The sequence below is a fragment of the Granulicella paludicola genome, from assembly GCF_025685545.1.
In the GTDB taxonomy this organism is placed as follows: Bacteria; Acidobacteriota; Terriglobia; order Terriglobales; family Acidobacteriaceae; genus Granulicella; species Granulicella paludicola.
This window is the reverse complement of sequence record NZ_JAGSYC010000014.1, coordinates 17,416-42,978: the sequence shown is the minus strand read 5'-3', so window position 1 is coordinate 42,978 and position 25,563 is coordinate 17,416. Positions and strand designations below refer to the sequence as shown.

The following is a 25,563-nucleotide window of genomic DNA, read 5'->3' as shown; positions in this document are numbered from 1 at the left end:
TTCAATCAAGACAGTACGTTGCTGGGAGGCAGTTCAGATATGCGGCGTCTCTTGCCGTTGCTTTGCTTGCAGGAAGCGTCATTAGCTCAGCTCAGAGCATGAGCGCCGGATACGCCGCGGAGACACCCCGTGTCGAGATCTTCGGCGGTTACTCCTACCTTTATCCGAACACCGTTACGAGCGGGCTGTTACCCAGTGGCATTCTGCCGGTGAGTAGTTGCCTCTGCGCGATGACCAAGGGCGCCGGGGCCAGCATCACGATACCCATCACGCGCTGGGTGGGTGGCACCATCGATGCCAGCGGACACTGGGACGGAAAGAGTGGAACACCTGCACAACGGGCCGGCAATGGCGATGCCTACAACATCGCCGCCGGACCGCAGTTCCTGTTGCGCACTCGCCATATCACTCCCTTCGCGGAGGTTTTGTTTGGGGTGGACCGCCTGTCACCATCTGAGTTTCATCAAGACACCGCGTTCGGCCTGATCGCAGGAGGCGGCCTGGACATCCCTGTTGCTCACCATATCTCCGTGCGACCGGTGCAGGCGGACTTTGTGTATTCCAACCATCGCTTTGGACCTTCGCCCACTGTTCCTGCCAGCAATCTGCGTGGCCTGCGAATTCAGGCTGGCGTGGTGTTCTCCTTTGGCGGGAAAGCAGCATTCGCCGCACCTGCCGCGCTTGCTCCAGCGATGGTCGCTCCGATAGCGGCACCAGCCCCGGTCATCGCGGCGCCGGTCGATGTCGTCACACTGGCGGCGACGGCTGTTCCAGCGCAGATCAATGCCGGAGAGTCGTCGACCATTGCGGCAAATGGAGTCAGCTCTCTGGGACGTCCGTTGACCTTCACCTATGCAGCGAATGAAGGCACGATTGCAGCCAATGGCTCAACCGCTCTACTGACGACCGCAGGTCTCGGAGCAGGAACAGCCCTGGTCACGGTACATGTGGTGGATGATCTGGGCCATGGTGCGACGCAGACTGTCCCTGTCTTACTGACGGCAGTGGTTGTGCCGGTTATACCCTTCAACGATCTCGGAGCCATTCTCTTCGGGCGCGATCTTCGCAGACCCACGCGCATCGACAATGAAGCAAAGGCATTTCTTGATCACGTAACTTTAGCGCTGCAGCATGACTCCGGCGCCACGGTGGACCTGATCGGTTATGCGGCTAAATCGGAGAGAGACGGGGTAGCCGTTGCGTCTCTGCGCGCTATCCACGCCAAGGCGTATCTCGTGGAGGATAAGGGCATCGACCCCTCACGCATCTCGCTCTACACCGGGCAGGATGATTCAAAGCGCGTCGAGGTCATTATGATCCCAGCCGGTGTCGTCTATGACACCTATGGGCTTGTCAGGGTCAACGAAAAGGAGAGACGACAGAATAACTAACGTCTCCCTGAGCCTCCGCCGATCGAATCGACATAGCCTCGAACGGCGGAGGTGCTATCGTACGCGGACAAAGCGTCGAAGAGATCAACCCCCGGAGCCTAAGCCACTTAGTCAGTCTGCACAGCTGTCATTGAGGAAGGTCGGCTTCAACAACATTGTCTTCGCTCCGTCGCATCTTCGGCACATTTCCCGATGCGGTACTGCCTACTCTCCCTAACAGCTTGCGGTTCGCTGGGAATGGTCGGGATCAGCTATCGTTGCTGTAAACTCAGGATCTACACACTGGCCCTCCGACTTCTATCAGTTCTCAGAAAGGCAGCTGATGGCCGTTATTTGTAAGCAGCTGCAAAGGCTGATGCTCTGATCGTATTGCTCGAAAATGCATCACGGTGATCCCCTCTAATCAGAGGACTATGTGGGACAGAGTATGCAGTCGTGTCGCAGAGCTCGAAGGGATCATCCAGCAACTTCAAAGTGTGATCGAGGAGAACAGCTAGGGCGGTCCAGTCTAGCCACGAGCGACGTGAACGGACTGAGTCGCTCTTGAGGGCGTCGCTGAGCCCGGTGGAAGGCGGACCGTGGCATCCATGCGATTTCGTCAGAGGAAGTGTTGGCAAAGTTTGTCGACGCGATTCAATGGAAGCTCCACAAAGTGGTCAGCTCTATATATGCTCTTACACTACGATCAGAGAATGCGCGCGTTCTTTCACAGACAGATGCCCGACAGGTCGTGGGTTTCTATCTGTAATGCTTGCTTTTTGACGGTTGCCTCTGTTGAGCCCATTCGAAACGAGGCCGATCTCGCCCAAGCTGAGAACGCACATTCTTGCTACCTATCTAGCTTGGATGTCGAGACGCGTAGAGCTACCTAGGCGCAATTTACTTCCGAAAAGTTGGATTATCGGGAAATACGATCTAGGCCTCGATTACCGTTTGAGCAGAATGCCCATATAATTATGGCAAGCTGTACTGGAGGGTCTTTGCCTCAGACTGCCGAACCCCGCGACAAGCGTGAACCAGCCATGTTCTATCGCCGGCTTGAGATCAAACTCGGAGTCACGCCACTGCGGTCTGACAAGGACCTCGCTAGGTTGGTGCATGATCGGCTTCCTCTAGCCTCGGTTGAATCCCTCTCTCAACACGGAATGAGCAATGAAGAAATCTACAGCTTGATCGTCCCACGCCGCACATTGGTTCACCGGAAAGCCCGCCGTGAATCTCTGACCCACGATGAGTCTGATCGAGCCGTCCGGATTGCTCGGATTACCTCTTTAGCTGAAGAGGTATTTGGTGATGATGCGAAGGCCTCTCGGTGGCTGCGCAAGATCAAAACACATTTCGAAGGACACAGTCCGTTGGAGATGTTGCGTACAGAGGCGGGCGCGCGTCTGGTAGAGGAGATGCTTTTGCAACTCGACTACGGCTTCGCCGCGTGAGCATCATCCCATGATCCTATGGCGAGTCAGCAATTACGAGACCTTGGACGGAATTGGCGGCTTATATGTATCGGGGCGGTGGCACACGAAAGGTCATCCCGTCGTCTACTGCACACTGAATCCTGCTACCGCCTTGCTTGAGACGCTCGTCCATATGGAGATCGATTCAGAAGATCGTCCTGAACGTTTCCGGGTGCTGAGGATCGGAGGACCGAACTCATTCTCCGTAGAAAAAATCGCACTGACATCCTTGCCCTTTGACTGGGCGGAGGAGTTGAGTATCACTCAAATTGTTGGGGATCGCTGGCTCACGGAAGGGCGCTCGTTGTTCTTGCAGGTTCCAAGCGTTCTCGTGCCGGAGACGTGGAACGTGTTGGTGAATCCGCGGCATCCCGAAGCCAAAGCTCTCAAGATCGCTGCCATGTACGAGCACGCTTTCGACTCTCGCTTATTCTGAGCGGATTTAGTCTTGTCCAAGGGTGCGGAGAAGTGATAGCGGATCAAAATCCGAATTCTTCCACGCTTGGGGAAGAATGTGGGGATGGCTTTGAAAAACGCATCATCTCCTCTTTTCAACGCCGGTAGAGCCCTGTGGGACGCAAATCGGAGTTCCAGATGCCTTGCAGGTTCGCGGGCTGGGTTCAGGGTCGTGAGCTTGCCAGCAGTTCGGGCACGGACCCGACCCGGCGTTGACGCTACTAGTCTCAACCCCTAGCAACACCAATTTGGAGATGCTGAACCTATGGAATTCGCCCACGTAATCGCGACCGTCGCCGTGCTGACTGCCTTCACTTTCATTTCGTCTCCGGCGGGAGGACAGGAAAAAGACGGAGGGGATAGACCGGTCTCGGGCGTCAGCTATTCCAACTTGCAGCAGATCCTGCCTAGCGATTCGAGTGAGGTGGTCACGGAGAAGGCATCACGGGTGCTGCCTCGCCAGAACCAGACAGACTGGATGCGCCTTGAGCGTACGTTTTTTATCCACTTCGGCCCGAACACCTTTCGCGGTGTGGAGTGGGGCAATGGTCATGAGAGTCCTTCTGTCTTCAATCCAACGCAGTTCGATGCGGATCAGTGGATGCGCACCGTGAGAGACGGCGGAGGCAAGATGGTGATTCTAGTATGCAAGCACCATGACGGCTTGAATCTGTGGCCGACCCGTTACTCCGATCATTCGATTGCGTTCAGTTCCTGGGAGGCTGGAAAAGGAAATCTCGTTCGCGACGTGGCTGCTGCGGCAAAGAAGTACAACATTAAGCTTGGCGTGTATCTTTCGCCGGCTGACCTCTATCAGCTGACGACGAATCCCACGAACCTTAAGGGTTATTACGGCAACGGAAGCCAAAAACTGGCGTCGGTGATTCCGACGGAGCCGACCACCTTCAAATCTGATCCATCCAAGGGGCGGGCGCCGTCTTATGGTTTCGGTCATTTCACGTATCAGGTCGATGACTACAACCGCTACTTCCTCAACGAGCTCTACGAACTATTGACGGAATACGGCCGCATCGATGAGGTATGGTTCGATGGCGCAAACCCCGACCCGAGTGTCCATGAGACGTACGACTACAATGCCTGGTACGACATGATCCGCCATTTGCAGCCTCATGCGATCATCTTCGGTAAAGGCCCCGATGGTCGTTGGGTCGGCAACGAGGGCGGTGTCGGGCGGACGACGGAGTGGAGTGTGATTCCTCTTCCCACGCCGCCCGATCAGTTTCGGTGGCCCGACATGACGGGGCAGGATCTGGGCAGCCGTTCGAAACTAGTCCCGGGTTCGTATTTGTGGTGGTATCCGGCAGAGACGAATGTGCCGATTCTGCACGGCTGGTTCTGGGCAGAGGACAAGAGTGCACGAACGGCTTCGGAGCTTATCGATATCTACTATCAATCCGTCGGTCGCAACAGCAATTGGCTCCTCAACTTGTCGCCGGACAATCGTGGCCTTATCCCAGAGTTGCAGGTCGCCAACGTTCGACTCATGAATCAGATAGTGACTGAAACCTTTGCGAAGAACCTCGCGAATGGCGCCCGACTAACGGCTGATTCAAGCCAGAAGATGCACTCGCCTTCGAATGCTCTTGATGGCAATCTGGACAGCTGGTGGGAGGCTGCATCTGGTCACAGCACAGCCACGCTCATGATGAAGCTTCCGCATCGGGTCACCTTTGATGTGATCTCCCTGCAGGAGGCCGTCGATCATCGCAGCCAGCGAATTGATTCCTTTGCGGTTGACGTGAAGCACGGGACACAGTGGAAGCAGGTGGAGGAGCAGACAACGATCGGTCACAAGCGGCTCCTGCGATTGGATTCTCCGGAGACGACAGATGAAGTGCGTATTCGCATTACGGGTTCCCGAGCGGAGCCCACTCTGGCAGAAGTCGGGCTCTTCAAGCAGGCTGCACTCGTTCCAGCTCCGACGATTCGAGATAGGGATGCTCGCGGGGATGTCAGCATCAGCAGTCCGAACGGACTTCCTATTGTCTACACCTTGGATGGGACCGTGCCCACGGCGCAATCGTCCGTCTACTATTCCCCCCTACCTCTACCGAACGGTGGCAAAGTTTTGGCAGCGTGCATTGATGCAGACGGACGGCTGGGAATGCTGGCGCTAAATGATATGCCCGGGTTGTCCCCGATCGGCTGGAAGATCGTCAACGTTTCGAGCGAGTCACCACATCATTCTGGCAGCCAAGCGATCGATGGAGATTCGGAATCCTTCTGGGAGTCCGCGAGCGAGGCAGGTGGAACTCCGCAGATCGAGGTCGACATGCAATCGGTGCACCGGATCTCCGGCTTCACCTATCTTCCTCGTCTAGACCGCAGCCGTTCCGGAATTGTCGAAAGGTACCGCTTCGATACAAGTCTTGACGGCAAGACGTGGAACTCAGCAGTTGCATCCGGACGTTTCGCAAACATCTCGAACAATCCTGAGCTGCAGAAGGTGCGGTTTGCTCCGACAGACGCTCGATACTTTCGGTTTGTAGCTCAGAGTGACATCCAAGGTCGCGGAGAAGTAAGGGCTGCCGAGATTTCGGTCATTTCGTCATCCAACTCCAGGTCTCCGGAGCAATGAAATCTGTGCCGATGCGTTGTCCTAGCTGAAGCACGACAAGTGCATCTCCAAGACGTCTCATTGGTCTTGCCAAGTTAGCCGCTATCACGCTCGAGGAAGCGATGCTATCGGGCCAAGACTCTATTAAATCGAACACATTGATTTCGAGATCTGCACAGGTCTCGCACTCTGCCGCGAAAAACAGTCTAGCGGGATTGTTTGAGAATGCAGCCGAGGCCTTCAAGAGAAGAAATCAGAATCTCTCAGCTTCGTATATGCCACTTGAGAACGGGTTCGGCACCAGTGTCCATCTATCACCAAAGATGAACGTGAGACTCTCATGAGGAAGAACTGAGGCAGACCGCCCACCAAAAAGCGATTCCCCCTCTTGTCGAACAAGTACTTGTCGATAAGAGGGGGAAATCGTTAGCGAGCTTGCTTGTCTATAGTTTTGCCAATGTCCTTGCTTGCATCCTTTGCGCGGCCAACGGCTTCTTCTGCCGAACCCCTGACTTGGTCCAGCTTGCCCTTCGCCTCAAGATCTTTGTTGTTGGTGAGATGGCCGACGGCCTCTTTGATCTTGCCGGTTACTTTATCAACGTTGCCCTTTATGGTGTCTTCATTCATGGTATGTCCTCCTTTGTTTGCAAAACGCCTATTGAACGCGGGTGTGGACTCCGAGCGATAGAACAGTCTCGAGCCAACCGCAGGTTGATCCGTGCTCTGGTACCCGATCAAGCCTTACGCCGGAAGAGCTGCGCGACGCTACGGATCAAGGGGCTGGCCGATTTCGGAGTGGGGGTGCTGCCTTTCAAGATGGTGCCAAACGGAATGTCCTTGCCATAGAACGTTTTTGTATCGTTGATGTTCTGGTTGACGACGTCGCCAGTGAGATCAACACCCGCAAAGACGCCGCGACTGCGGGAATATGTATAAAACTCCGAGTTCGCAAGCTCCGTGGTTGCGGCCTGAGAATCGCGGCCTACTGGCCCGGCCGCGACTGCGATATCCCCGCCGAGCTTTACCTTGTCGTGAAGAAGGTCGTTAAGGCTGCGGCGATTGACACCTACAAGAACGAGGTCCGTGGACTGGCCTCCAGCCTGCAATCCAAAGCTCGCACCGGTCATCTGAATGAACACTGGCGCGCTCCAGCCTTTGGGCGTCCGGCAGGTAGCTATGCCCTGACCGTACTGCGCTCCGACGAGGAAGGCTCCCTTCTTGAAACCTGGAATGACGGCAACACACTCTGCCTTGGCGGCAATGCGCAAGGGAATGCCCTTGTCAGGCGTTGCCATCAGGTCGTGAAGCACGTCGTTGGCAGCCTCAAGTCTCGTTTCAAGTTTTGCAGTGTCGGTGTCGGTTTGAGCTGTCGCTTGCAAAGCACTTATGGATAGAGCAGCAAGCAACACAATACTTGTTTTCATGGCGGTTCTCCTGGTTGGTTCGTACACAATCGTTTCGCTGAGGTTCACAGAGAAAACGATCACAAAGCGGTTGGTTTAGGACAAGACCCGCTCGGAGGCAGGCCGAAACTTCGGAGAAGCTCCAAAGATGCCGCCCACAACTGCTGCAACGAGGCCAAGCAGCAAAGAGAAGAAGCTTCCGAAGCCTGTAGCGGAAACGCCCGAGGCAGCTTTGTCCTCTACTTTGAGAACAGTCGACTTGGCAGACTGGGCGCCATCTACGATCTGGACCTGCCACTTATCGATATCCGTGTTTGCCTGAGCCAAGGACATGTGACCTCTTTCAACGAGCAAGCTCGCAAGAGCCTCACGGTCATCGACACTCAGGCTGCCGTTCTGAACCGCATCGCCAATCACCTGCTGGAACTTCGGATCCGATGCCACGTCGCCCGCTTGGGCTGAGATATCGCTCGACGTAATGCCCGTCGCACGAGAGACCATCCCTGCCACGCTTGGTGCGGTTGACTTGGCCCCAGCACCCAGAAGGGAAGCCGTTCGGCCGATTACAGAAGCTGTTCCGCCGATCAGATTTCCGGCCGCGGTGCTAAGCAGGTAGACAATCACGATCGACGCGACAGCCCATACCATAAAGCCCTGAAGAGCGCCGGTTCGACGATCACCATAGGAAGAGAATTGGCAGGCTGTCCATGCTCCGATAGCCAGTGATACGATCCAGGAAAGAACAAACCAGACGAGCACGCCGACTGCCATTCCCTGGCCTGGCTGATCGCCGTGTACCGCATCAATCGACCCGGCGCCGATTCCGATACCGAGCAGATTGAGCAACAACTGCACTGAAATGGCGGCGAGCACGCCGGCGATGATTCCGCTCCAGGATAGCGAGCGAAATCCTGCCAACCTTTGCCTTAGTGGAAGTTCGTCCTGTATTTCGATGATTTCACGCATGGGAGGTTCTCCGTGAGACGTAGCCCCGTAGGGCGTAGCTGGTAAAGTGTTGAAAGATTCAGACATGGATTGCATCCTTTGCTGACTCAACAGTCTTGCCGACACCCCGCTTCAGGATGCCCTTGGCTTGGTCAAAGATGCCACTGGCGATGAGGGAGCGATCTCCCACAATGCGACCCTTAGTTCGCTTCACGGTGCCTTTGAGAAGGTCCAACGTGCCGGCTAGTTTCTGCCGCTTCGACCAGCTCAGCGCACGTGACGGATTCTGCTCATTACGAATCACCAGCCAAACCACAAATCCAATTGCGGCAGATGCTAAGGCGATCTTCTTCATTTGACTTCCTCCTACGTTGTGCTCGTTCTTGAGGCGGAGAAGCATTTCTCTTCCGTCACACCCTGAGACAGCAAGGCAAGGGGCAGAAGTCACAAGTCGCGAAAAAAATTTAAGCAAAAGTGTGACTTGCCGTCAGAGGATATTTGTCTACAGAGTGACGAGGAAAAAGCCGAGTCGATGAGCGCTAACGAAAGGAGGGGAGAACGTGCTTACCCGTAGAATGAAGGTGTCTATCCACCCACAGCGCTTTGACCCATGAATACCCCTCAAGAAGATCTAGCATTGGTCGCTCGCTGCAAACGCGAACTTCCGCGGGGCCATCAGGCGTTTGAGGAGCTTGTGCGTGCGTATCAAAGCAAAATCTACACACTCTGTTATCGCATGGCACGCAATGCGGCCGATGCTGAAGACCTCTTGCAGGAGATCTTGCTACGCCTGTTTCTCAGCATCAATAGCTTTGATGGCAGGTCCTCTTTCTCCACGTGGCTTTACCGTGTGGTCTATAACCACTGCCTTAACGCTCTCGCCAAGAAGAGGCGCGCAACAGGAAGAGATGAGGAGCTAGCCAGTGACCCACCCGATCCACGTACGTTACCTTCACAGAAAGATGGGCGCGCGCAAGCAGCTCTCGATCGTCTTAGTGACGAGGATCGCGCCGTGTTGATTATGAAATACCTCACGGAGCTAGAGATTAAGGAGATCGCTCAAATCCTCGGTCTCAGCAGCAGCGCCGTAAAAATGCGGCTTCTTCGCGCACGCGAAGTCTTCAAGGGAAAATATAAGGAGTCTTTATGACAGGACGTGCGGAAGAGAACGCAGAGATTCCGGAGGGCATGGAAGCGTTGCGGCTCGACGCTCCCTCAGATACGCTCGATCGTTTTCGGAAGCGAGCGTCCTTGGTGGTCGGAACCCGTTACGTACTGGAACGGCAGTTTTATGGGTTCTGGATCGTCCTGAATACCATGTTAAAGCTTCTGTTCAAGCACACCAAAGTACCTCTTGCAGCTCCCGAAGAACATCTGTCGAGCCGCTATCGTCATTCACTGAACAAGAGCAAGGAAGGGAGACCATGAATAACTTTTTGCAAAACTTTTCGGCGATCCTACATTCAACACTGTTGGTTTCACTCCAACGGATACTCGGGTTTCTGCCGAACCTCTTGAGTGCCATCCTTATCCTGTTCCTCGGATGGGGTGTGGCGATCGTTATCTCAATCCTTACCCGACGAATCTTTAGCTCGCTTAAGTTAGACACACTGTCTGATAGGCGCGGTCTGCGCAGAACGCTGAGTGACATAGGGATCGATACGCCTCTGTCCTCGATCGCGAGCAGCTTCACCTTCTGGCTCATTCTGCTCCTGATGCTCGAGCCTCTGACGGAGGCGTTGAGACTTACTTATCTTTCACATTTGGTGGTTCGCCTTCTGGGCTTTCTTCCGTCCATACTGGCTGCAGCCTTGATCTTGGTGCTTGGACTATCGTTTGCACGGTTGTTTGCCGCTTCTGTAACGCGGACGGCAAAGGCCGCCGATCTCGAATATGCCGAAGCGCTTGGCGCAATCGTGCGGTATTTCATCGCGTTAATCGTCATCATCATCACGTTGGCCCAGTTGGGTGTTCAGACCGCTATCCTGACTGTGATCTTTGCTGTGATCCTGTTGTCCGTTGGTGCAGCTTCAGCACTCGCATTCGGAACAGGAAGTAAAGCAGTCGTGGCGAATATTCTTGCAGGTGCCTTCATTCGGGATCATTTCCCTGAAGGAAGAGAGATTGATGTGCAAGGTGTGCAGGGCAAGATCGTAGCTGTCAATTCAGTTGGAACAACGGTCGATAGCAACGGACGCATCGTGACGGTTCCGAACTCGGTGTTGATGGAAAATGTCGTGGAGTAAGGTCGTGTGGATTGTAAAACGAAGGCATCATTGAATGCGATCGCATGGCCGCAAGATTTGACTTCCATAAACGGCATTGTGGAGAGATGAAGATCTCGATTCACGGCTCCAAGCTCGCGCTTTGATTGCGTCCGTGAACGGCGTGTTGCCGTTCAAATTCCTGCGACCTGAAGACAAGATCTTGCTTCGCCAATTACTATTCGGGTCCGCTGAAAAAGCGGTAAGCTTAGGGCAAGATTCGTTAGAGACAGACCGAAAGTTCGGAGAAGCTCGAAAGATACCGGCCGCAACGGTCACTGCGAGGGCTAAACAGCGGAGAGAAGAAGCTGCCGAAACCTGTCGCGTTTGCGCCCAAGGTTGATGTGCCCTCTACTTTGAGAGCCATCGACTTAGCGCCTTCTACGAGCTGAACCTATCATTTATCGATATCCTCGTTGGTCTGAGGCAGGGACGGGTGGCCCCGTTCAACGAGCAAACGTGCAGGAACCACGCGGTCATCGACACTCAGGCTGCCGTTTTAGACCGCATCTCGAATCAGCTGCTTAAACTTCGGATCCGACGCTGCGTCACCCGATTGAACTGGGATGTCGCTCGACGTGTTGGCATCGAACCTCATTCCTACAGCGCCCGCAGTATTATGCCTTCAGGATCGAAAAGCTTCGTTGGGGAGTTCTCAGTACGGCTGCCATCGGGATCACGAAGGTGATTCCGGCCATGCAGCTATGTCAATTCTGTTCCGTGACTGCCATCGGCTCGCGCGACTTCGGCAGAGCTCGGGAAGCCGCTAATTCTCTCAGTATTCGTAGCGCTTACGGATCGTATGAGGAGCTGATCGCCGATCCAGAGATCGCTATTGCAATGCGGCACGTACCTTCAGTCTTCGAGTTACGGTTTGGGAGTGATTTTGAGGACAAGGCTGTTACCGCCAATTTCAGATAGAGAAATCGTATTTGGCGCGAAGAGTCCGAATCACTGATTGTTGGCCTGCAAGTTGCCGTACGGATCAGGAATTTCAAATATGAAACGCTACAACCAGACGTTGTCTTGCCTGGATCTAGCATGTTCGGCAGTATCCTCAGTCGCGGGGAGTTCTAACGCAAGCCAACCCGTTGAATAACAAGATGGGGAGTCAAAGAATTTGTTGCCACATTCCCTGCGCTCACGAGCAGCTCGAACGGCTGAAGCTCGCCATGCGGATTTCGCGCTCTCTCCAAAGCCGGCTTCATGAGACTTGAATCCATCAGGTAGGAAGCCGCGGCCTGCGTACCAGCGGTGTTGAGACCCGCAACAATAAGAACATGGCCGCTATCGGCAAGGTTGGGCAGGTAAGCGATGATGCCGTAAGTCCGATCTTCCTGTCCTTTGGTGCTGTAAATTGCAGCTTCGCCAGTAAGAGGGTGTAGGTTCACAAATCCCGAGGGTTTGTCTGTATCCGCTTCATATCGAAAGCGCAGTGGTAGCTGAGAATCGAAGAGCTGAATCCACGGGTTCGATTCATCCGATCCCATGAGGATGACATTTCCGGTGCGGAGATCATCCATTCTCAGCTCCCGTGCGTAGCGAACCATCATTCGCTCAGGAACCACTTCTCGCATCTGTCCCAGACGAGTCGCAAAATCTAGGTCGACTACGTTCGTGTAGCGACGCGCGCTCAGCTTCAATATCTCATCGGCATCAGGAAGGTTCTCGGCCTTGAGCTTAGTCCTATAACTACCGCTAATGTATGCAGTAAGAGGTACAGGCCGCTCTACCAATCTCTGCATAATCACCAATCCGGCATCCGAAGGGACAACGAACGTGTCACGGCTGCTGCTAAAGAGCTGCTTCCACAGGAGACTGGTCGTTGCCTCTTCCCGAACAAACGGCAGCCGCGCGGGGCGAAAAAGCATGAGCCCGATGCCAAGCCCGAGGCCTGCCAGCACGGCGAGGAGTGTCGTCAGCATGCTCTTTTTATCTGCAAGCCTCCGGCTGCAGAGGAAGGAACGACTCTCCTTCCTGGGGAGACCCGCATTTGCGGAGATCGCCTCGGTCAGATCAAGTGGGGCAATCTCCTCCCTCGTGTCGGAAGGAGATCCCGGCTCGATATTCCGCGCACACTCCGAGAAGGTCGGCGAGTAGCCGCCGCGTGGGATATCGAGTCGCAGCGTCTCTTCAGAACCTTCAACAGCGAAGTAGTCGTCGATGCGCTTGCGGAGCTTTCGCGCGTAGCTGCGGACAATGTTGTCATCGTTCGGATCGTAGTCCCTGGCCCTTCCGAAGACGACCACGCCTATCCGTTGTTCGGTGATCTCGCTAGCTAGACCCCGGATAGAACGGTCAACGATGTAGAGCAGAAAATCCGAGAGCAGGCCTGAGCGACCGAGAGACCCGCTTGCTGCAATGCGCAGAGCGAGTTGCCAACGAAGATCGTCCGCCTCGACGAGATTGATCGACCCCTCAAAATCATGCGACCGTCGAGAAAATCTAGGACCGGTTTCTTGAGGTGTCTCCAAAGTTGGCATGAGTTGCGAGTACTTCCAGTGAGTCAAAGTCTAAAGCGCCTTGATGAATACTCTATAAATCCATGTGTACACCTTCGTTTGCACCCCTGTGTTCATTGACGTTGCTGAAATATGACTGCTGCTGATTTTGTTATTCTTTTCGGCGATTTGCCGTGTTCGCAAGCTCGAACACAAGAAAAACCCCTACCGCGCTTCTTCCGTGGCCCCAATACTCGGGACAACCACGACACCGGGACGACTCAATGCGCGCCACATCCGCGCCCGGACGTAAAGAGGGAGATTATGAATACTTTTCTTTTTGAGAAGCCGCCAGTGGGGATGCGCGACAGTGCATCAGCGAGCAGACTGATTCTGCAATGGGCGCTAACGATGTTCGTTCTGGCGTTTATCGCCGTCGGCGCGTCGTTCGGTCAGGGTATCACCGGCTCGATCGCCGGCACAGTTACCGACCCCAGCGGAACTCCCATCAGTGGAGCTACAGTCACTGTTCAGGAGATCAGTACTGGCATCAACCATTTGCTGAAGACCTCAGATGCAGGAACCTACCGCGAACCCCAACTGAATCCCGGCAGGTACAGCGTGCATGTGGATGCGCCCGGCTTCACAGGCTTTGAGCAGAGGGATATCACGCTGGCGATCGATCAGGTGGAGCAGGTCAACGCCCGACTCACTATAGGTTCCGATCAGCAGATCGTAGACGTGACGAGCGACGCTTCGGTCATCCAGACAGAGACCTCCTCCGTTGGACTCGTTGTTGAGAGCGCGACCATACAGAACACTCCACTAAACGGACACGTTAGCATTCTTGGCCTCATCAATCTCGTTCCTGGCGTACAGGACGTCGCCGCGCAGGACCAAGTTCCCGTGCGCGGTGTCACGCTGGCCTTCGGCACTAATCAGCGCAACTCCTATGGTGATGCTGGCTTCACCTTCGACGGTGTGACGAACGAAGAAGTAGAGCTACAGCGCGGTGAAGGGGAAGTTCCGCCACTTGACTCTATCTCTCAGTTCAAAGTCATCACACAGGGCGCTCCCGCGGAGTTCAACCAGCCCAATCAGGTGATCGTGGTGAGCGCCAGCGGCGGCAACGCACTGCACGGTGAGATACTCGAGTTCAACCGTGGCCGCGGTACAGCCGCTAAGCAGTGGTTCAACGGCACGCACGCTGCCGCTCCGGCGCGCGCACCCTATCAGCGTAACGAGTATAGCGGCAATCTGAACGGCCCCATCTATATCCCGCACCTTTACAACGGCAAAGACCGCACATTCTTTTTCGCGAGCTATGAAGGTTTTCACCTTACGCAATCCAACTCAGTAAGCAGTATTCAGCCCACGGTTGCAGAGCGCGCCGGTGACTTCAGTTGCTTCCTTCCGGGTGGCAGCTGCGTCTCCCCGGCACAGCCTGCGGTCATCCTCAAGAACCCGCTCACCGGCGCAGCCTTCCCGGGCAACAAAATCAACGTGCCTTTCAATGCGGTTGATGTCCAGCTACAGAATATGCTGATGCCGGCCTCGCAGACGCAGGTTGTCGGCGCGGCGACTCAGGAGTTGATTCCGCACACCACCGACGTCAGCCGCTTCAATCTTCGCATCGATCACAAGGTCAGCGACCGCGATCAAATCCGCTTCACATGGCTGCGTGCGTTTTATGGTCCCTTTTCGGATGTCGGCACTTCCAGCCTCGCTGGCGGCGTGGCGCAGGACGGTGAGCATAACTCCATTTTCGTCGTCGGCTGGACCCATACGTTCTCGCCTACATTGATCATGGACAGCTACGTCAGCTATCTGCACTTGCCGCTCTACCGCACCGCGCAGAATTATAAGACTGACTTTTCGTCTTTTATTCCTGGTCTGGGACCACAGCTGCTCTCCGGCGCGCCTACCCTCTCCATCACGAACATTACAGGTATCACCGAGGCTGGCTCCAAGAACCTCGAGCAGACCTATCAGGGCAACACGTCTGTGACTAAGGTGCTGCCGCGCCACACGCTGAAGGCCGGCGTCTCTTATCTCTACAACGACTCTTGGCAAGACAGCAGTTCGCATGGATCTTTCAGCTTCAACGGCCAATACTCGGGGATCGCCTACGCAGACTTCCTGCTCGGCGACCCCAGCGCTACCGGAAATTCACTGCCGCATGACTACGTCGTTCGGTTCAACTCCGGCCAGTATGCCATCTATGCGCAGGACGACTGGAAGCTTACGCCGAAGCTCACGCTGAACTACGGCGTCCGTTACGATCTGCAGCATTTCCACGACAATCCTTACGGCACGGAGTCACTCTTCGTCCCTAGCGTGGGTAAGATCGTGGTCTTTGCCAACGCTTACCCTGCAGTGACAAACCCGCTATATCAGCCCTATACCGTGCTCGCGCCGTCGGTAAATCTTCCGTCGAGCATGTACAAATACCTCGGGCAGGATTCGAACAATGTTGCTCCGCGCTTCGGTTTCGCCTACCAGGCTCACAAAACTACCGTAGTTCGCGGCGCTGTAGGCCTGTTCTATAACCTGCTTCCTTCCTCGTATATGGATACTGGCTTCAGCAACGTACCTTTTGTAAATAGCGTGAACTACACGAACACTGCGGGCACGCCGACCATCACGATGAATGCGCCGTTTGCCGCCAGCGCCTCCGTGCCTGCCAATCCCACCATAAACGCGCAGCACTCCACAGTCACGCCGTATACCGAGCAATGGAATCTCGCTGTCGAGCAGCAGCTGCCTGGCGCGGTCGACTTGCGTATCGGTTACGTCGGTCAGCGCACAATTCATCAGAACAATCACGGCGGCCCCGGCAATACCGAGCCGGACATCAACTACGCTCCCCCCGGCATGACGACTGAACAGTCGCGCAGGCCGTTCCAGGGTTTCGGAACGGTCACTGAGAACTTCGACCCGATTTATCACACTACCGGCAACTCCCTGCAGATCGGCCTCCACAAGCAATACCGGAATGGCTTCATGATCAATGCTGAATATCAATGGATCCGCGTGCTGGGCGTCGAGAACCATCAGGACCCGACAAAAATCGGCGACTCCTATGGACCCATCTCCAGCATCACCCCTCAGACGCTTCAGATCAGCTACGCCTACGAGCTTCCGTTCGGTCAGAATAAACTGCTCTTCGGACGCGCAGGCAACTTTGAAAACAAACTCATCAGCGGTTGGCAGGTCGCTGGCTTCTCATCCTTCCAGACCGGACAGCCATTCTCCGTGACCTATACCGCGCCCGGTAGCCAGGTTTACGGTGCGAGTGGTCGAGCCAATATCGTCCCGGGCGTAGCCATCTACCCGTCGCACAAGACACATGCAGAGTGGTTCAATACCGCAGCCTTCTTCGCTCCTCCGGCCTATCAGTTCGGCAACTCAGGCTACGATATGCTGCGCGGACCGAACTATCAGAACTGGGATATGAACCTGGAGAAGAACACGGCACTCGGAAAGCGGTGCAAGCTGCAACTCCGTGCGGATGTCTTCAATGTCTTCAACCATCCCAATTTCAGCGTTCCGGGTTCAGCGGTCAGCAACCCTGCTACCAACGGCGTGATCTCATCGACCGTCAACGAAAATCGCACCATGGAGTTTGCGGCTAAGTTCAACTTCTAATCCTTACTGCAACTTTGCTGGTTCTCTCAGTCGACCCCGCCGGGAGCCCAGCACAACACGTACCTCTGAAAGGAATCGAATGCGTATCAAGAGCATCCTTCTCGGTTTGTCCATGGCCCTCGCCGCCAGCGTTCTGACCCATGCACAATCGGCCCACGTAAGCCCATGGGCTCCGGTTGAAGTTGGCCCCTTGCCTCCTATCTCAAGCCTCAACAATGGCGTCTGGCTGAAAGGCGATCTTCATCTGCACTCACGTCACAGCAAGGATTCGAGCAATAACCCCGAAGCCAAGATCATCTCCTTCGCAGAGTCAGTAGGAATGGACTATCTCTGCATCACCGATCACGACAATCATGTACTTGGTGACACGGCACACAATACCTGGACTGATCCAGAGTTCAAATCGAAATCCGTACTGCTGCTGTACGGCGCCGAGTGGACAACGACGCGCGGTCACGGAAACATCTTCTCGGCGAGACCCTATGACCATCAACGGCTCTACGATGTGCGCGATCAGCGCGACGTCGTCATCGGCTCGATAAAAAACGAGCTTGACGTGCATCTGTCGGCCAATCATCCCAGCGGAAAAGACCACTTCGGCTTCTCATACGATATGGTCAACTCCATCGAAGTCTGGAACTCTGCGGTTTGGTCGAAGAACGCAAATGCCATCATGATCTGGGACGACATGCTTTCCTCGGGTCGCAAGATCACAGGCCGCGGTGGCAGCGACTCGCACCATGGCACTCCCGATACTCCTGAACAGGCGACGAAGAACTCCTATCAGCGCCAAGCCAACTACGTTGGCACGCCAACAACCTGGGTCTATGCCAAGGAACGCACTCTGCAGTCCGTGGTGGATGCCCTGACGAACGGTCGTGTAGCGGTGAGCGAGAACCCCTACGCTCCGCGCGTCGAACTCTATGCCGATCTCGATCAGGACGGCAAAATGGACATGATGATGGGCGACAACGCGAAAGCGACAGGGAAGCCGGTCAACTTTCGCGTCCAGCTGATAGGAAATACTGTGGCAGGTTCAACCTACACCGTTCACGTTGTCAAGGATGGCGATCCGTTCAAGACTCTGCAGGCTACAGGTGGTAAGACAACCTCAGTCGAGTTCACGGATACACCGAAGGTCATCGGGCGAACCTACTATCGCGTCGAGGTCGAAGGAGCACCCACTCCGTATCCTCAGGTTCCTGGTTCGATGGCACTGAGCGGGAACATGGTCGGACTTTCGAACCCTATCTACTTCAACTTCGATCCGAACTTCTGACCGGATCATGAGAGCACGGGCTCTCGCAAGGGAGCCCGCTTTCACCGGCCTTTGATGCTGAACCTATATCCTCCCCCGGCTGGCTGTCGTGACGCTTATGCCGGGCGGAGATTATGCATGCGGTGCCGAATGAGAACTATGCACTGGACGCTTGGAACCGCGTAGGCGTCTGGCTCGGTAGTATGGCCCTCGCTGCTACTACCTTGAGCTTGGGCCTGGGGAGCTACGCCGGCGCTAGCATGACTCCAACACTCCCGGATAGACACTTGTTTGCACTTCCCGTTGCTGTCCTATAACTGCCAATCGTCTTGGCTTTCACAAAAGGTAATCGCCGGGGAATCTGGGTGGTGATCGGAGGCGGGATCCTTTTAGGACCTGCAACACGAGCCTGTCTCGACCTCCTACAGTAACTCGGAAGCGCAAATCCATGGAAAGCCCGACAAAGGCGACCCGCTCGTAGGTGGAACCGCCGCATGTATGGTGTACGCCAGTCTCGTCGGTCGCTTGAGCACCGCACTCTATGGTGCATCCTTGAGGATCCTGCGCCGGCGATCCGGTCGTGTCCGCACGGATGCATGATGAAGAGTCCACATAGCGCTACCTCTGAACTCAAACAGCGTTGCTCGTAGAAAGTCTTACAACCGACCTCGCACTTAGGGCCGCGAAAACTCCAGATGAAATCGCTTCCTCGGCTGTCAGCCTCGCAAAGCTCCGAGTAACTCATCGGCCGTCACCTGACGAATCACCCGGAAGCCATCCGCTCCATCGGGCTCAACCTGGTTCACGATGCGTCTTCCTCGATCGTCATTCCACTCTAAAGCCGCGCTGGTAAGCAGCGTCACACTCGCGACTTCCTTGGTGCCGTCCATCACCGAAAAGAATCTCAGGGTAGTCATCGCCTTATTATGCAATAGCCATGGCTGTCGAAATGAGGCTCGGCCTTTGGGCGCAGGTGAGTGCTGCAGCGGGTAAGGGCCGAAGACTCTTCCCTAGCTGCAGCCGCTCTCGCGTCTTCCACGGCCCATCTCCGCGGACCTATGCCTTCCGCAACGCCCTTCCTAGTATTCGGCGTGCATCCTGCACGCCGAAAGCAGAAACCAGCCTTCTTAGGAATTGAGTGAGTGTAACGGTGCATGCGTTACGTTGTGGACTCGAGACCTCCGTTACACGCCCCTTGCGGTGGCGGTGGTTCGCCTTGACTGAGCGCGAAAAAGATATAGCGAGTCGGTGGGAATGTGGAAGTCTCGCAGGGATTTCCAAAGAGTGTGGGGAGGGTAGGAAGCCGGCATCATTGCTTCCCATGCATTCCATACTCTGTCATGTCAATGGCCTGCTTTCCTTCGCAATGCTGGATAGATCAAAATGCCGGGGCCGCATTCGCCACGAGATGCTCATCGATACGGATGGTCGTTGATAAAATCCTTGGAGAGCTTCGGAGGACATCGCGTTGAGATGGCTGCCATTGAGTTTTGTTGTTGCTTCAGTTCTGTTTGCGTCCTCCGTTGTGGCTCAACAGGTAGAGACGCAAGCGGGCAGCCGGCAGCGCCGCTATGTGGAGGGAGCGGTCTCACACTACTTGATGACAGGCGATAACGATGGCCGTAAATACAGCATTCAGGCTACGGACGTAGTGAAACGCGACGCAACAAGTGGCCGGTACTATGAAGAGATTAGCTGGTCTGACCTTACATCGAGCACTCAGCAATCACTCACTCCCGCGAGCCTTGCTCTGAGGCAGACTGTTTCTCTGGACGACCCGGCCTCCTACATGAAAATGCCGAATCTGGCCGTGGTTCAACCTCTCATGATCGGGCCGATCACAGACACACTGACCTTCTACAGCGATCTGCTTCTGGCAATGCGGGCGAACTTGATACAGTCAGGGCAGACCGCGTACGTGCCGCGCGTTACGCCTAATTCGTGGGCTGACGGGCATTATGTTCTGGTTGGCCAGGACGTTGTCGATTTCTCACTTAAAGTAGAGTCCGCAAACTTGGCCGAACACACGGAGACACTACTAATCCAGCATGTCCCACCTCCGGCACTCCACATACAGCTTCCTGCGAAGTGGATGCAAGGGGCGGCGACGACCACGCCCAACAATTTCGTCCAGGTTTCGAAGCAGGGCGATGAGTTTATTGCAGAGACTGGTAGAGAGACATTTGATGTTCGGCTTGTCGTGGACACGGGCGATGGCCACATGCTCTCAGCCGCAATGCACAATCCGGTCGTGCTCGCAGTGCGAACTTGCACCGACCGCGAGCTAACAAAGTGCGGCCCAGAATCTTCTAAGACCATCCTTCGGGAGATTACTTGGAAGCTCGTACCGTAAGTTGTACGCCTCAAGTACCTGCAAGATGGCCAACGTTCGAAAACGCGTTCGGGCAGAGAATATTACTAAGCGATAACAGGCTCGGCAGACTCAGACCACTCGCCGTGCAGCCCTAAAGCGAAGCTCTTCCGCATCGAGTTCCCCGATCTCCATGTCTCGGAAGAAGACCCTATAAAACCCTGGTGTGATCAACTCAAAGGTCAACTCTTCAAAGCGGAATACCTCGCTGATGAACACTCTGCTCTTATGCCAGCTGATATCGCCGCTATTGTTCACCCGTCGCAGGACTAGGCCCTTCGGGTACGTAAACTCCGGCAACTTGCGTGGTAGTAGGACGGAGCTGGGGGTGTAAAGGCTTGCTGCCATTTGGTTTGTTTAGGCCCACATGTGGGCGCTCGTTATTGAACACGTAGCGAAAGCTATCGAAGCGACTCTGCTGTGCGCGAAGGGGTGCCGCAGGCGGTTGCGTCGCGTCCTCCTTCAGCGTGCGATGCATCCGCTCATGGCGACCGTTTTGTTGCGGTCGGCCCGCCTGAATGCGCTCATGCACGATCCCGAGCTTCATCCAGCCGAGTGAGAGTTTTGACAGCCCCAGTAGCCCTGTGCCCGCAAACGGCGCGCCGTGATCGGTTCTGATGCGTGCTGACATCCCGTACTCTCGCATGGCTGCCTCGCAGATCGCCCGGAATTGGCTGGGGTCCATTTGAGAGACGATCTGGCATCGAATCAAGTAACGGCTATACGCGTCGGTGATGGTGAACGGATCACAGCGTTTGCCGTCCCCAGTGGTGAAGTAGCCTTTGAAATCCATGCACCATAGCTGATTCGGGCCCGTGACCAGAGAAGACGGCTCGGACCGGGGCGTGGTGCGTCTTCTCTTCCTCTGCGGACTAGGTAAGCTGAGCGACTTAAAGTTCGGATTGCCTTGTGAGGATTCTAGATTCAGCGATGTTTTTTGCAGTCGACCACGCAGATACGAGCTAGCGATTATTGAGCTCCTCAGCCGCGGCAAATGTATGTGTTCACGGGGAAATAAGTTTCCTATTGACAGATTCGTGTTGTCTGCCCTACTGTTCATGTCGCGCCTCGATAGACATTTGAAAGTAACTCTGGAGGGAGAAACATGGATCTGAGTTTCAGTACGAACGCCGATGGGCATGGAGACGTGCCGCCACGTTGCCTGTTCAGCGTTACCGCAATATTTTGCTTGCTCGTTCTCTTGTGCAGCGGTGTAACCGCTTTTGCGCAGACGGGGGGCCAAGGTGCTCTCGAAGGCACGATTACTGATCCGAGTGGGGCGCTTGTTCCCAAAGCACAGGTCGTCGCTACGGCCCAAGCTTCCGGCGTAATCACGAAGACTATTACATCCTCGGCGGGACTCTACAGCCTTACTCCGCTCGTACCTGACCTCTACACAATCACGATCACAGCACCTGGTTATAAGGTTTTCACCCAGAAAAATATCGAGGTCAACGGTCTCAATGTGACTGGGTTCGATACGAAGCTTGCGCTCGGTTCGGATAACGAGGTTGTCACCGTGACCGAAGCCCCGCCGGTTCTGCAGACTACATCGGCTACCGTTGGTGCAGTCATTACCGATGAGACTTACGAGTCTTTGCCCTTGGTGATGAACAATCAGCAGCGTGATCCAACTGCCTTCGCGACGCTGGCACCTGGCGCGCAGGCGGGTAGCCGTGCGCCGCTCTTCTCAGGTACGGGGAACTACCTCGCTGAGGTGTACATCGACGGTATCCCCACAACGACGGCCAACCAACAGGGCGATAATCGCGTAGTGGTTAATGGCATCCCCGTTGAATCAGTAGATCAGTTGCAGATCATTTCATCCGGCCCTTCCGCTGAATATCAGGGCGCAGGAGCCATCGGTTTCAGCATCAAGTCCGGCGGCAGCAAGTATCACGGACAAGTGGTCGATCTTATTCGCAACACGGCTTTCGACACCTGGGGTTTCGCAGGCAATCAATCAACGACAAGCTCTGTGGTGAATGGCGTGATTACGACCGTTCCAGCTGGCAAGCCCGTCGAACATCAGAACGAACTTTCCGCTTCAGTAGGCGGGCCAATTCCATTCACGCGCCATCGTGGTTTCTTCTTCGTAAATTACGACAAGTTCCATGGTCGCCAGGGAGTTCAGCCTGCAACCTTCACACTTCCCACTCCACTGATGAGGCAGGGCAATTTCACAGAGCTTGGCGGCGGGACCTACATCTACAATCCGCTGACCAACGTTTGCACCACGAGCGCAAGCTGTTCACGTACGCCCTTCATGGGGCTGGTCAATGGAATTCCAACTGCCAACGTTATCCCTTCTACCTACGTTTCTCCGATTTCTCAGTATGAACAGAAGTTTCTCCCGACGCCGAATCTTGCTGGAACGGTAAGCAATTACCTAGAGGGAGGCCTATCTGGCTATGACAATCATGAATTGGTCTTCAATGTAGCGTATGACCTCAATCACGGTCAGCGTGTCTCGTTTGTTTACTCACATGGCGTGCGACAGTCGGTTGGGTATGGAGCAGCTCTCCCTGTGCCTTATACCAGTGGCGCGACATCCATTATCTCGCCAACGATGCTGATTTTTGAGCATTCCGTTCCTCTGACCTCGCATGTCGTCAACCAGTTCAAGTACGGTTTCACGCGCTTTCCGCAGCCAGTTATCGCGCCCACGGATGGTGTCGCAGGATTCAGCGCCACGGATGCGGGCATTTCGGGTCTGCCGGTTGGACAGGCTTCAGGAAACTTCCCCGGTAGCGCTTTTGGCACTACCTCTGCGTTCACCACAGCACAGACTGGCTGGACCGAGAACGGTGCCGCGGATGCCAGTCACAATGTGGTTCCCAATGCCTATACGATCGTCGACAACCTTACTTGGACCAAAGGACAGCACAACATGACCTTTGGCATTCAGACTCAGTGGTTGCAAGACAATACTTCGTCCCAGAGCTCGCCTTCTGGTGTATACATCCAGAATTTCGCAGGCACTTCCACCGCAAATTTTGCGGGCAATACGCTCTCGAGCTCTACCACTGGATATTCGTACGCCAGTTTTTTGCTCGGCGCAGTCAACAGCGGGTCTACTTCCGTGCCGCTCTTCGTAGAAACGGCGGGCCGCTATCATCCGGTCTCACCGTATTTCCAAGATGACTGGAAGATTCGGCCAAACCTCACGCTCAATATCGGACTTCGCTGGGATTACCTGCCTCCTTACCATGAGGCTCAGGATCGATGGAGCTTCTTCAATCCCAACCAGACCAATCCTCTTACGGGCAATATGGGCCTGCTTCAGTACGCCGGTAGTCGCGGTTCCGCTATAAGCTGCCAATGCAGGACACCGGTGCAGACCTACTGGAAAAACTTTGGCCCGCGTCTCGGCATGGAGTGGGCTCCCGATCCAAAGACGGTTTTCCGGGTTGGCTTCGCTATGGCTTACTCACGCGCTGGCGGTGTCGGCGGGCGCGCAGGTGATTCGACGGGCGCGGGTCAACTTGGCTTCGGTTCCAGCATCATTTTGCCCACCGCGATCAACACGGGCGTAGCAGCCGCTCCGTCGTACTATCTCAACAACAGCACAGCATTCACCACGGCTGGTGTTGCTAACACCAACTTCGGTGGCCCCGGTTATGCGATCCCTGCACCAGCTGGGCCAGCAGCTTCGTCGCTCACTCTGGATACGGGTGACTACCTCAACTCCGCTGGGACGTATGTAACCGCAGGCGCAGCACCCGGTTATGCGGACCCGTACCTTTCCGGGCGCGCGCCGGAGTTTGAGTTCTACAACGTCGCTATGCAGAAGGTACTCACTAAGGACCTCACCCTCACCGTGGGCTACTCTGGTAGCGAGTCGCACTTCGTCGCCGGAGCTGGCGTCTCTGGTTTTTGGTCGGGGCAGATCAATCCAGCGGTTCTGCCACAGCTTGGTCCCGTAGTTGGAACCGACGGTGTAACCCCAATCATCAGCCAGCCCGCCAACGCTGCAAACTTTGCGATTGCGCAGCGTGCGTCGTCTTCGGTCGTTTTACCATATCCCACGTATCTGCAGACTGGTACGTCAAATAGCACCGCCACCATCGCGCGCGCATTGCGTCCCTACCCGCAGTACTCTGCTCCACCTGCTCCCGAGTGGGACAATATCGCGAATATTGCCTATAACGCCTTTGAGGTCACATTGAAGCAGCGCGAATTCAAAGGGGTAAGTTTCACTCTCAACTACACCTACTCGCGGAACATTGGCGATGACGGAACGACACGCAGCGCGTTCTATGTGCCGGCTGCGGCGTCGTCCAATGGCGTCGCTATCCCGGGAAACAATCGTGCCGATCGCGACGTTGTGGCTACGGACACACCAGAAAATCTCAATATCTATGGTCTCGCTAAGTCTCCTTTTGGCAAGAATAAGATCGGTGGGGACAACTGGGCGATTCGTAACCTACTCGGGGGATGGCAGACTGCTGGCATCTTTACGTACAACTCCGGCACTCCGATATACGTTGTGGGCTCGGGTTGCACTGCGCCATCGCAAGGTACCTGCATGCCCGACATCGTTCCCGGCAGAGAACGCTCAATCCGTGAGAATGGCGGATTCGGTGGTCACGGTGTTACCTACGCTAACTTCAGCACAAAGCAGTACTTGGATCCCACAGCCTTTCAAGAGATCAACTACTACTCGTTGCCTGCTTCCGCGACGTGCAACGCTACTCCCACAAAGTGCGGCACCCCCGTCACAATGATCGGTGATGCTCCACGCTTCCTTGGCCTCTGGAGCCCCAGCCACTACAACTTGGACATGGCCCTGCAACGTACTTTCAACATAACGCCCGAGCGTGTCAAATTCGTCTTCCGCGCAGACGCCTTCGACGTCACAAACAAAGTCACATTTAGCATCGCTCAAACACAGACTGTAGCGACAGGTATCGTCGCCTCCACAAACAAGCTTGCACCCTACGGCAACACAACCTATGTAGCTCCAGGCACACCTTCGCCTGGACCTACGAATGCGGATGGTTCTGCGAATGCAACAAATGCCGGATTCGGTCGCCTTAGTAGCCAAAGCGGTCAACGTAAATTTCAGTTCTCTGGTCGCATCCAGTTCTAACCTGTTCCAGTACTGCCCAGAAACCCCGCGCTTGTTGGCGTGGGGTTTCTAGTTGGAGTATCACTCGTGAAACCCCTCTCGCGTGACCTGCCTTCGCTGCGTGGGCGCCGATATCGAGGACACATAATTCAAGACCGTTCGGAACAAATAATGACTCGCATTCGTCAAGAAAGCATGATGAAATTCTCACGGACTGCCTCTTTGCGTATGGCTGGCGTCCTAGCTTTAGTGGCCGTATCTTGCGCGGCAGCGTTCGCAG

Annotated in this window: 18 protein-coding genes; 11 read left to right on the top strand and 7 right to left on the bottom strand. The window is 55.2% G+C overall.

Translation table 11 applies throughout. The annotated features are described in order from the left end of the window. The first annotated feature begins 98 nt into the window (after positions 1 to 98). From OHL14_RS00975 to OHL14_RS00960, 4 genes are all read left to right on the top strand, one after another. Positions 99 to 1,391, top strand: coding sequence for an OmpA family protein (locus OHL14_RS00975; RefSeq protein WP_263377436.1), 1,293 nt, complete (start codon positions 99 to 101; stop codon positions 1,389 to 1,391). A 980-nt stretch (positions 1,392 to 2,371) separates the two neighbouring features. Next, on the top strand, positions 2,372 to 2,827 hold the full coding sequence (parS, locus tag OHL14_RS00970; RefSeq protein ID WP_263377435.1) for a type II RES/Xre toxin-antitoxin system antitoxin: 456 nt from the start codon (positions 2,372 to 2,374) through the stop codon (positions 2,825 to 2,827). A 10-nt stretch (positions 2,828 to 2,837) separates the two neighbouring features. Further along, on the top strand, positions 2,838 to 3,284 hold the full coding sequence (locus tag OHL14_RS00965; protein ID WP_263377434.1) for an RES family NAD+ phosphorylase: 447 nt from the start codon (positions 2,838 to 2,840) through the stop codon (positions 3,282 to 3,284). Between the two features lie 285 nt (positions 3,285 to 3,569). Continuing rightward, on the top strand, positions 3,570 to 5,903 hold the full coding sequence (locus OHL14_RS00960) for an alpha-L-fucosidase (protein ID WP_263377433.1): 2,334 nt from the start codon (positions 3,570 to 3,572) through the stop codon (positions 5,901 to 5,903). Positions 5,904 to 6,308: 405 nt separating this feature from the next. Here OHL14_RS00960 and OHL14_RS00955 read toward each other — a convergent pair whose 3' ends face one another. From OHL14_RS00955 to OHL14_RS00940, 4 genes are all read right to left on the bottom strand, one after another. Further along, positions 6,309 to 6,509 carry a CsbD family protein gene (locus OHL14_RS00955; protein ID WP_263377432.1) on the bottom strand — a complete coding sequence of 67 codons (201 nt, stop codon included), beginning with the start codon at positions 6,507 to 6,509 and terminating at the stop codon, positions 6,309 to 6,311. Positions 6,510 to 6,616: 107 nt separating this feature from the next. Beyond that, positions 6,617 to 7,306 (bottom strand): lipid-binding SYLF domain-containing protein, encoded by a 690-nt coding sequence (locus tag OHL14_RS00950; RefSeq protein WP_263377431.1) that lies wholly within the window; start codon positions 7,304 to 7,306, stop codon positions 6,617 to 6,619. Positions 7,307 to 7,381: 75 nt separating this feature from the next. Then, on the bottom strand, positions 7,382 to 8,251 hold the full coding sequence (locus OHL14_RS00945) for a hypothetical protein (RefSeq protein ID WP_263377430.1): 870 nt from the start codon (positions 8,249 to 8,251) through the stop codon (positions 7,382 to 7,384). Between the two features lie 58 nt (positions 8,252 to 8,309). Beyond that, positions 8,310 to 8,585, bottom strand: a complete 276-nt coding sequence (locus tag OHL14_RS00940) for a CsbD family protein (RefSeq protein ID WP_263377429.1) — start codon at positions 8,583 to 8,585, stop codon at positions 8,310 to 8,312. Between the two features lie 255 nt (positions 8,586 to 8,840). Here OHL14_RS00940 and OHL14_RS00935 point away from each other — a divergent pair, with 255 nt between their 5' ends. The 3 genes from OHL14_RS00935 to OHL14_RS00925 are packed head-to-tail and all read left to right on the top strand — an operon-like array spanning position 8,841 to position 10,476. Then, positions 8,841 to 9,380 (top strand): RNA polymerase sigma factor, encoded by a 540-nt coding sequence (locus tag OHL14_RS00935; RefSeq protein WP_263377428.1) that lies wholly within the window; start codon positions 8,841 to 8,843, stop codon positions 9,378 to 9,380. Continuing rightward, complete coding sequence (locus OHL14_RS00930; RefSeq protein WP_263377427.1) at positions 9,377 to 9,658, top strand: hypothetical protein; 282 nt, start codon at positions 9,377 to 9,379, stop codon at positions 9,656 to 9,658. The genes OHL14_RS00935 and OHL14_RS00930 overlap by 4 nt, the downstream gene beginning before the upstream one ends. Beyond that, entirely contained in the window at positions 9,655 to 10,476 is an 822-nt protein-coding gene (locus OHL14_RS00925) for a mechanosensitive ion channel family protein (RefSeq protein ID WP_263377426.1), read from the top strand. Before OHL14_RS00930 ends, OHL14_RS00925 begins: the two co-directional genes overlap by 4 nt. A 1,091-nt stretch (positions 10,477 to 11,567) precedes the next feature. Here the strand turns inward: OHL14_RS00925 and OHL14_RS00920 are convergent. Next, positions 11,568 to 12,977, bottom strand: coding sequence for a hypothetical protein (locus tag OHL14_RS00920; RefSeq protein ID WP_263377425.1), 1,410 nt, complete (start codon positions 12,975 to 12,977; stop codon positions 11,568 to 11,570). A gap of 282 nt (positions 12,978 to 13,259) precedes the next feature. Here OHL14_RS00920 and OHL14_RS00915 point away from each other — a divergent pair, with 282 nt between their 5' ends. Further along, on the top strand, positions 13,260 to 16,583 hold the full coding sequence (locus OHL14_RS00915; protein WP_263377424.1) for a carboxypeptidase regulatory-like domain-containing protein: 3,324 nt from the start codon (positions 13,260 to 13,262) through the stop codon (positions 16,581 to 16,583). A gap of 79 nt (positions 16,584 to 16,662) precedes the next feature. Beyond that, positions 16,663 to 17,862 (top strand): CehA/McbA family metallohydrolase, encoded by a 1,200-nt coding sequence (locus OHL14_RS00910; protein WP_263377423.1) that lies wholly within the window; start codon positions 16,663 to 16,665, stop codon positions 17,860 to 17,862. Positions 17,863 to 18,557: 695 nt separating this feature from the next. On the opposite strand, the gene OHL14_RS00905 is transcribed toward OHL14_RS00910, so the two are convergent. Then, positions 18,558 to 18,758 (bottom strand): hypothetical protein, encoded by a 201-nt coding sequence (locus OHL14_RS00905; protein WP_263377422.1) that lies wholly within the window; start codon positions 18,756 to 18,758, stop codon positions 18,558 to 18,560. Between the two features lie 566 nt (positions 18,759 to 19,324). Between OHL14_RS00905 and OHL14_RS00900 the strand changes: the two genes are divergently transcribed. Beyond that, positions 19,325 to 20,194 carry a hypothetical protein gene (locus OHL14_RS00900; protein ID WP_263377421.1) on the top strand — a complete coding sequence of 290 codons (870 nt, stop codon included), beginning with the start codon at positions 19,325 to 19,327 and terminating at the stop codon, positions 20,192 to 20,194. Positions 20,195 to 20,459: 265 nt separating this feature from the next. On the opposite strand, the gene OHL14_RS00895 is transcribed toward OHL14_RS00900, so the two are convergent. Then, a complete protein-coding gene (locus tag OHL14_RS00895; RefSeq protein ID WP_263377420.1) occupies positions 20,460 to 21,005 on the bottom strand; it encodes an integrase core domain-containing protein in 546 nt (181 codons plus the stop codon). Positions 21,006 to 21,317: 312 nt separating this feature from the next. Here OHL14_RS00895 and OHL14_RS00890 point away from each other — a divergent pair, with 312 nt between their 5' ends. Then, positions 21,318 to 25,304, top strand: a complete 3,987-nt coding sequence (locus tag OHL14_RS00890; protein ID WP_263377419.1) for a TonB-dependent receptor — start codon at positions 21,318 to 21,320, stop codon at positions 25,302 to 25,304. Positions 25,305 to 25,563: the final 259 nt, after the last annotated feature.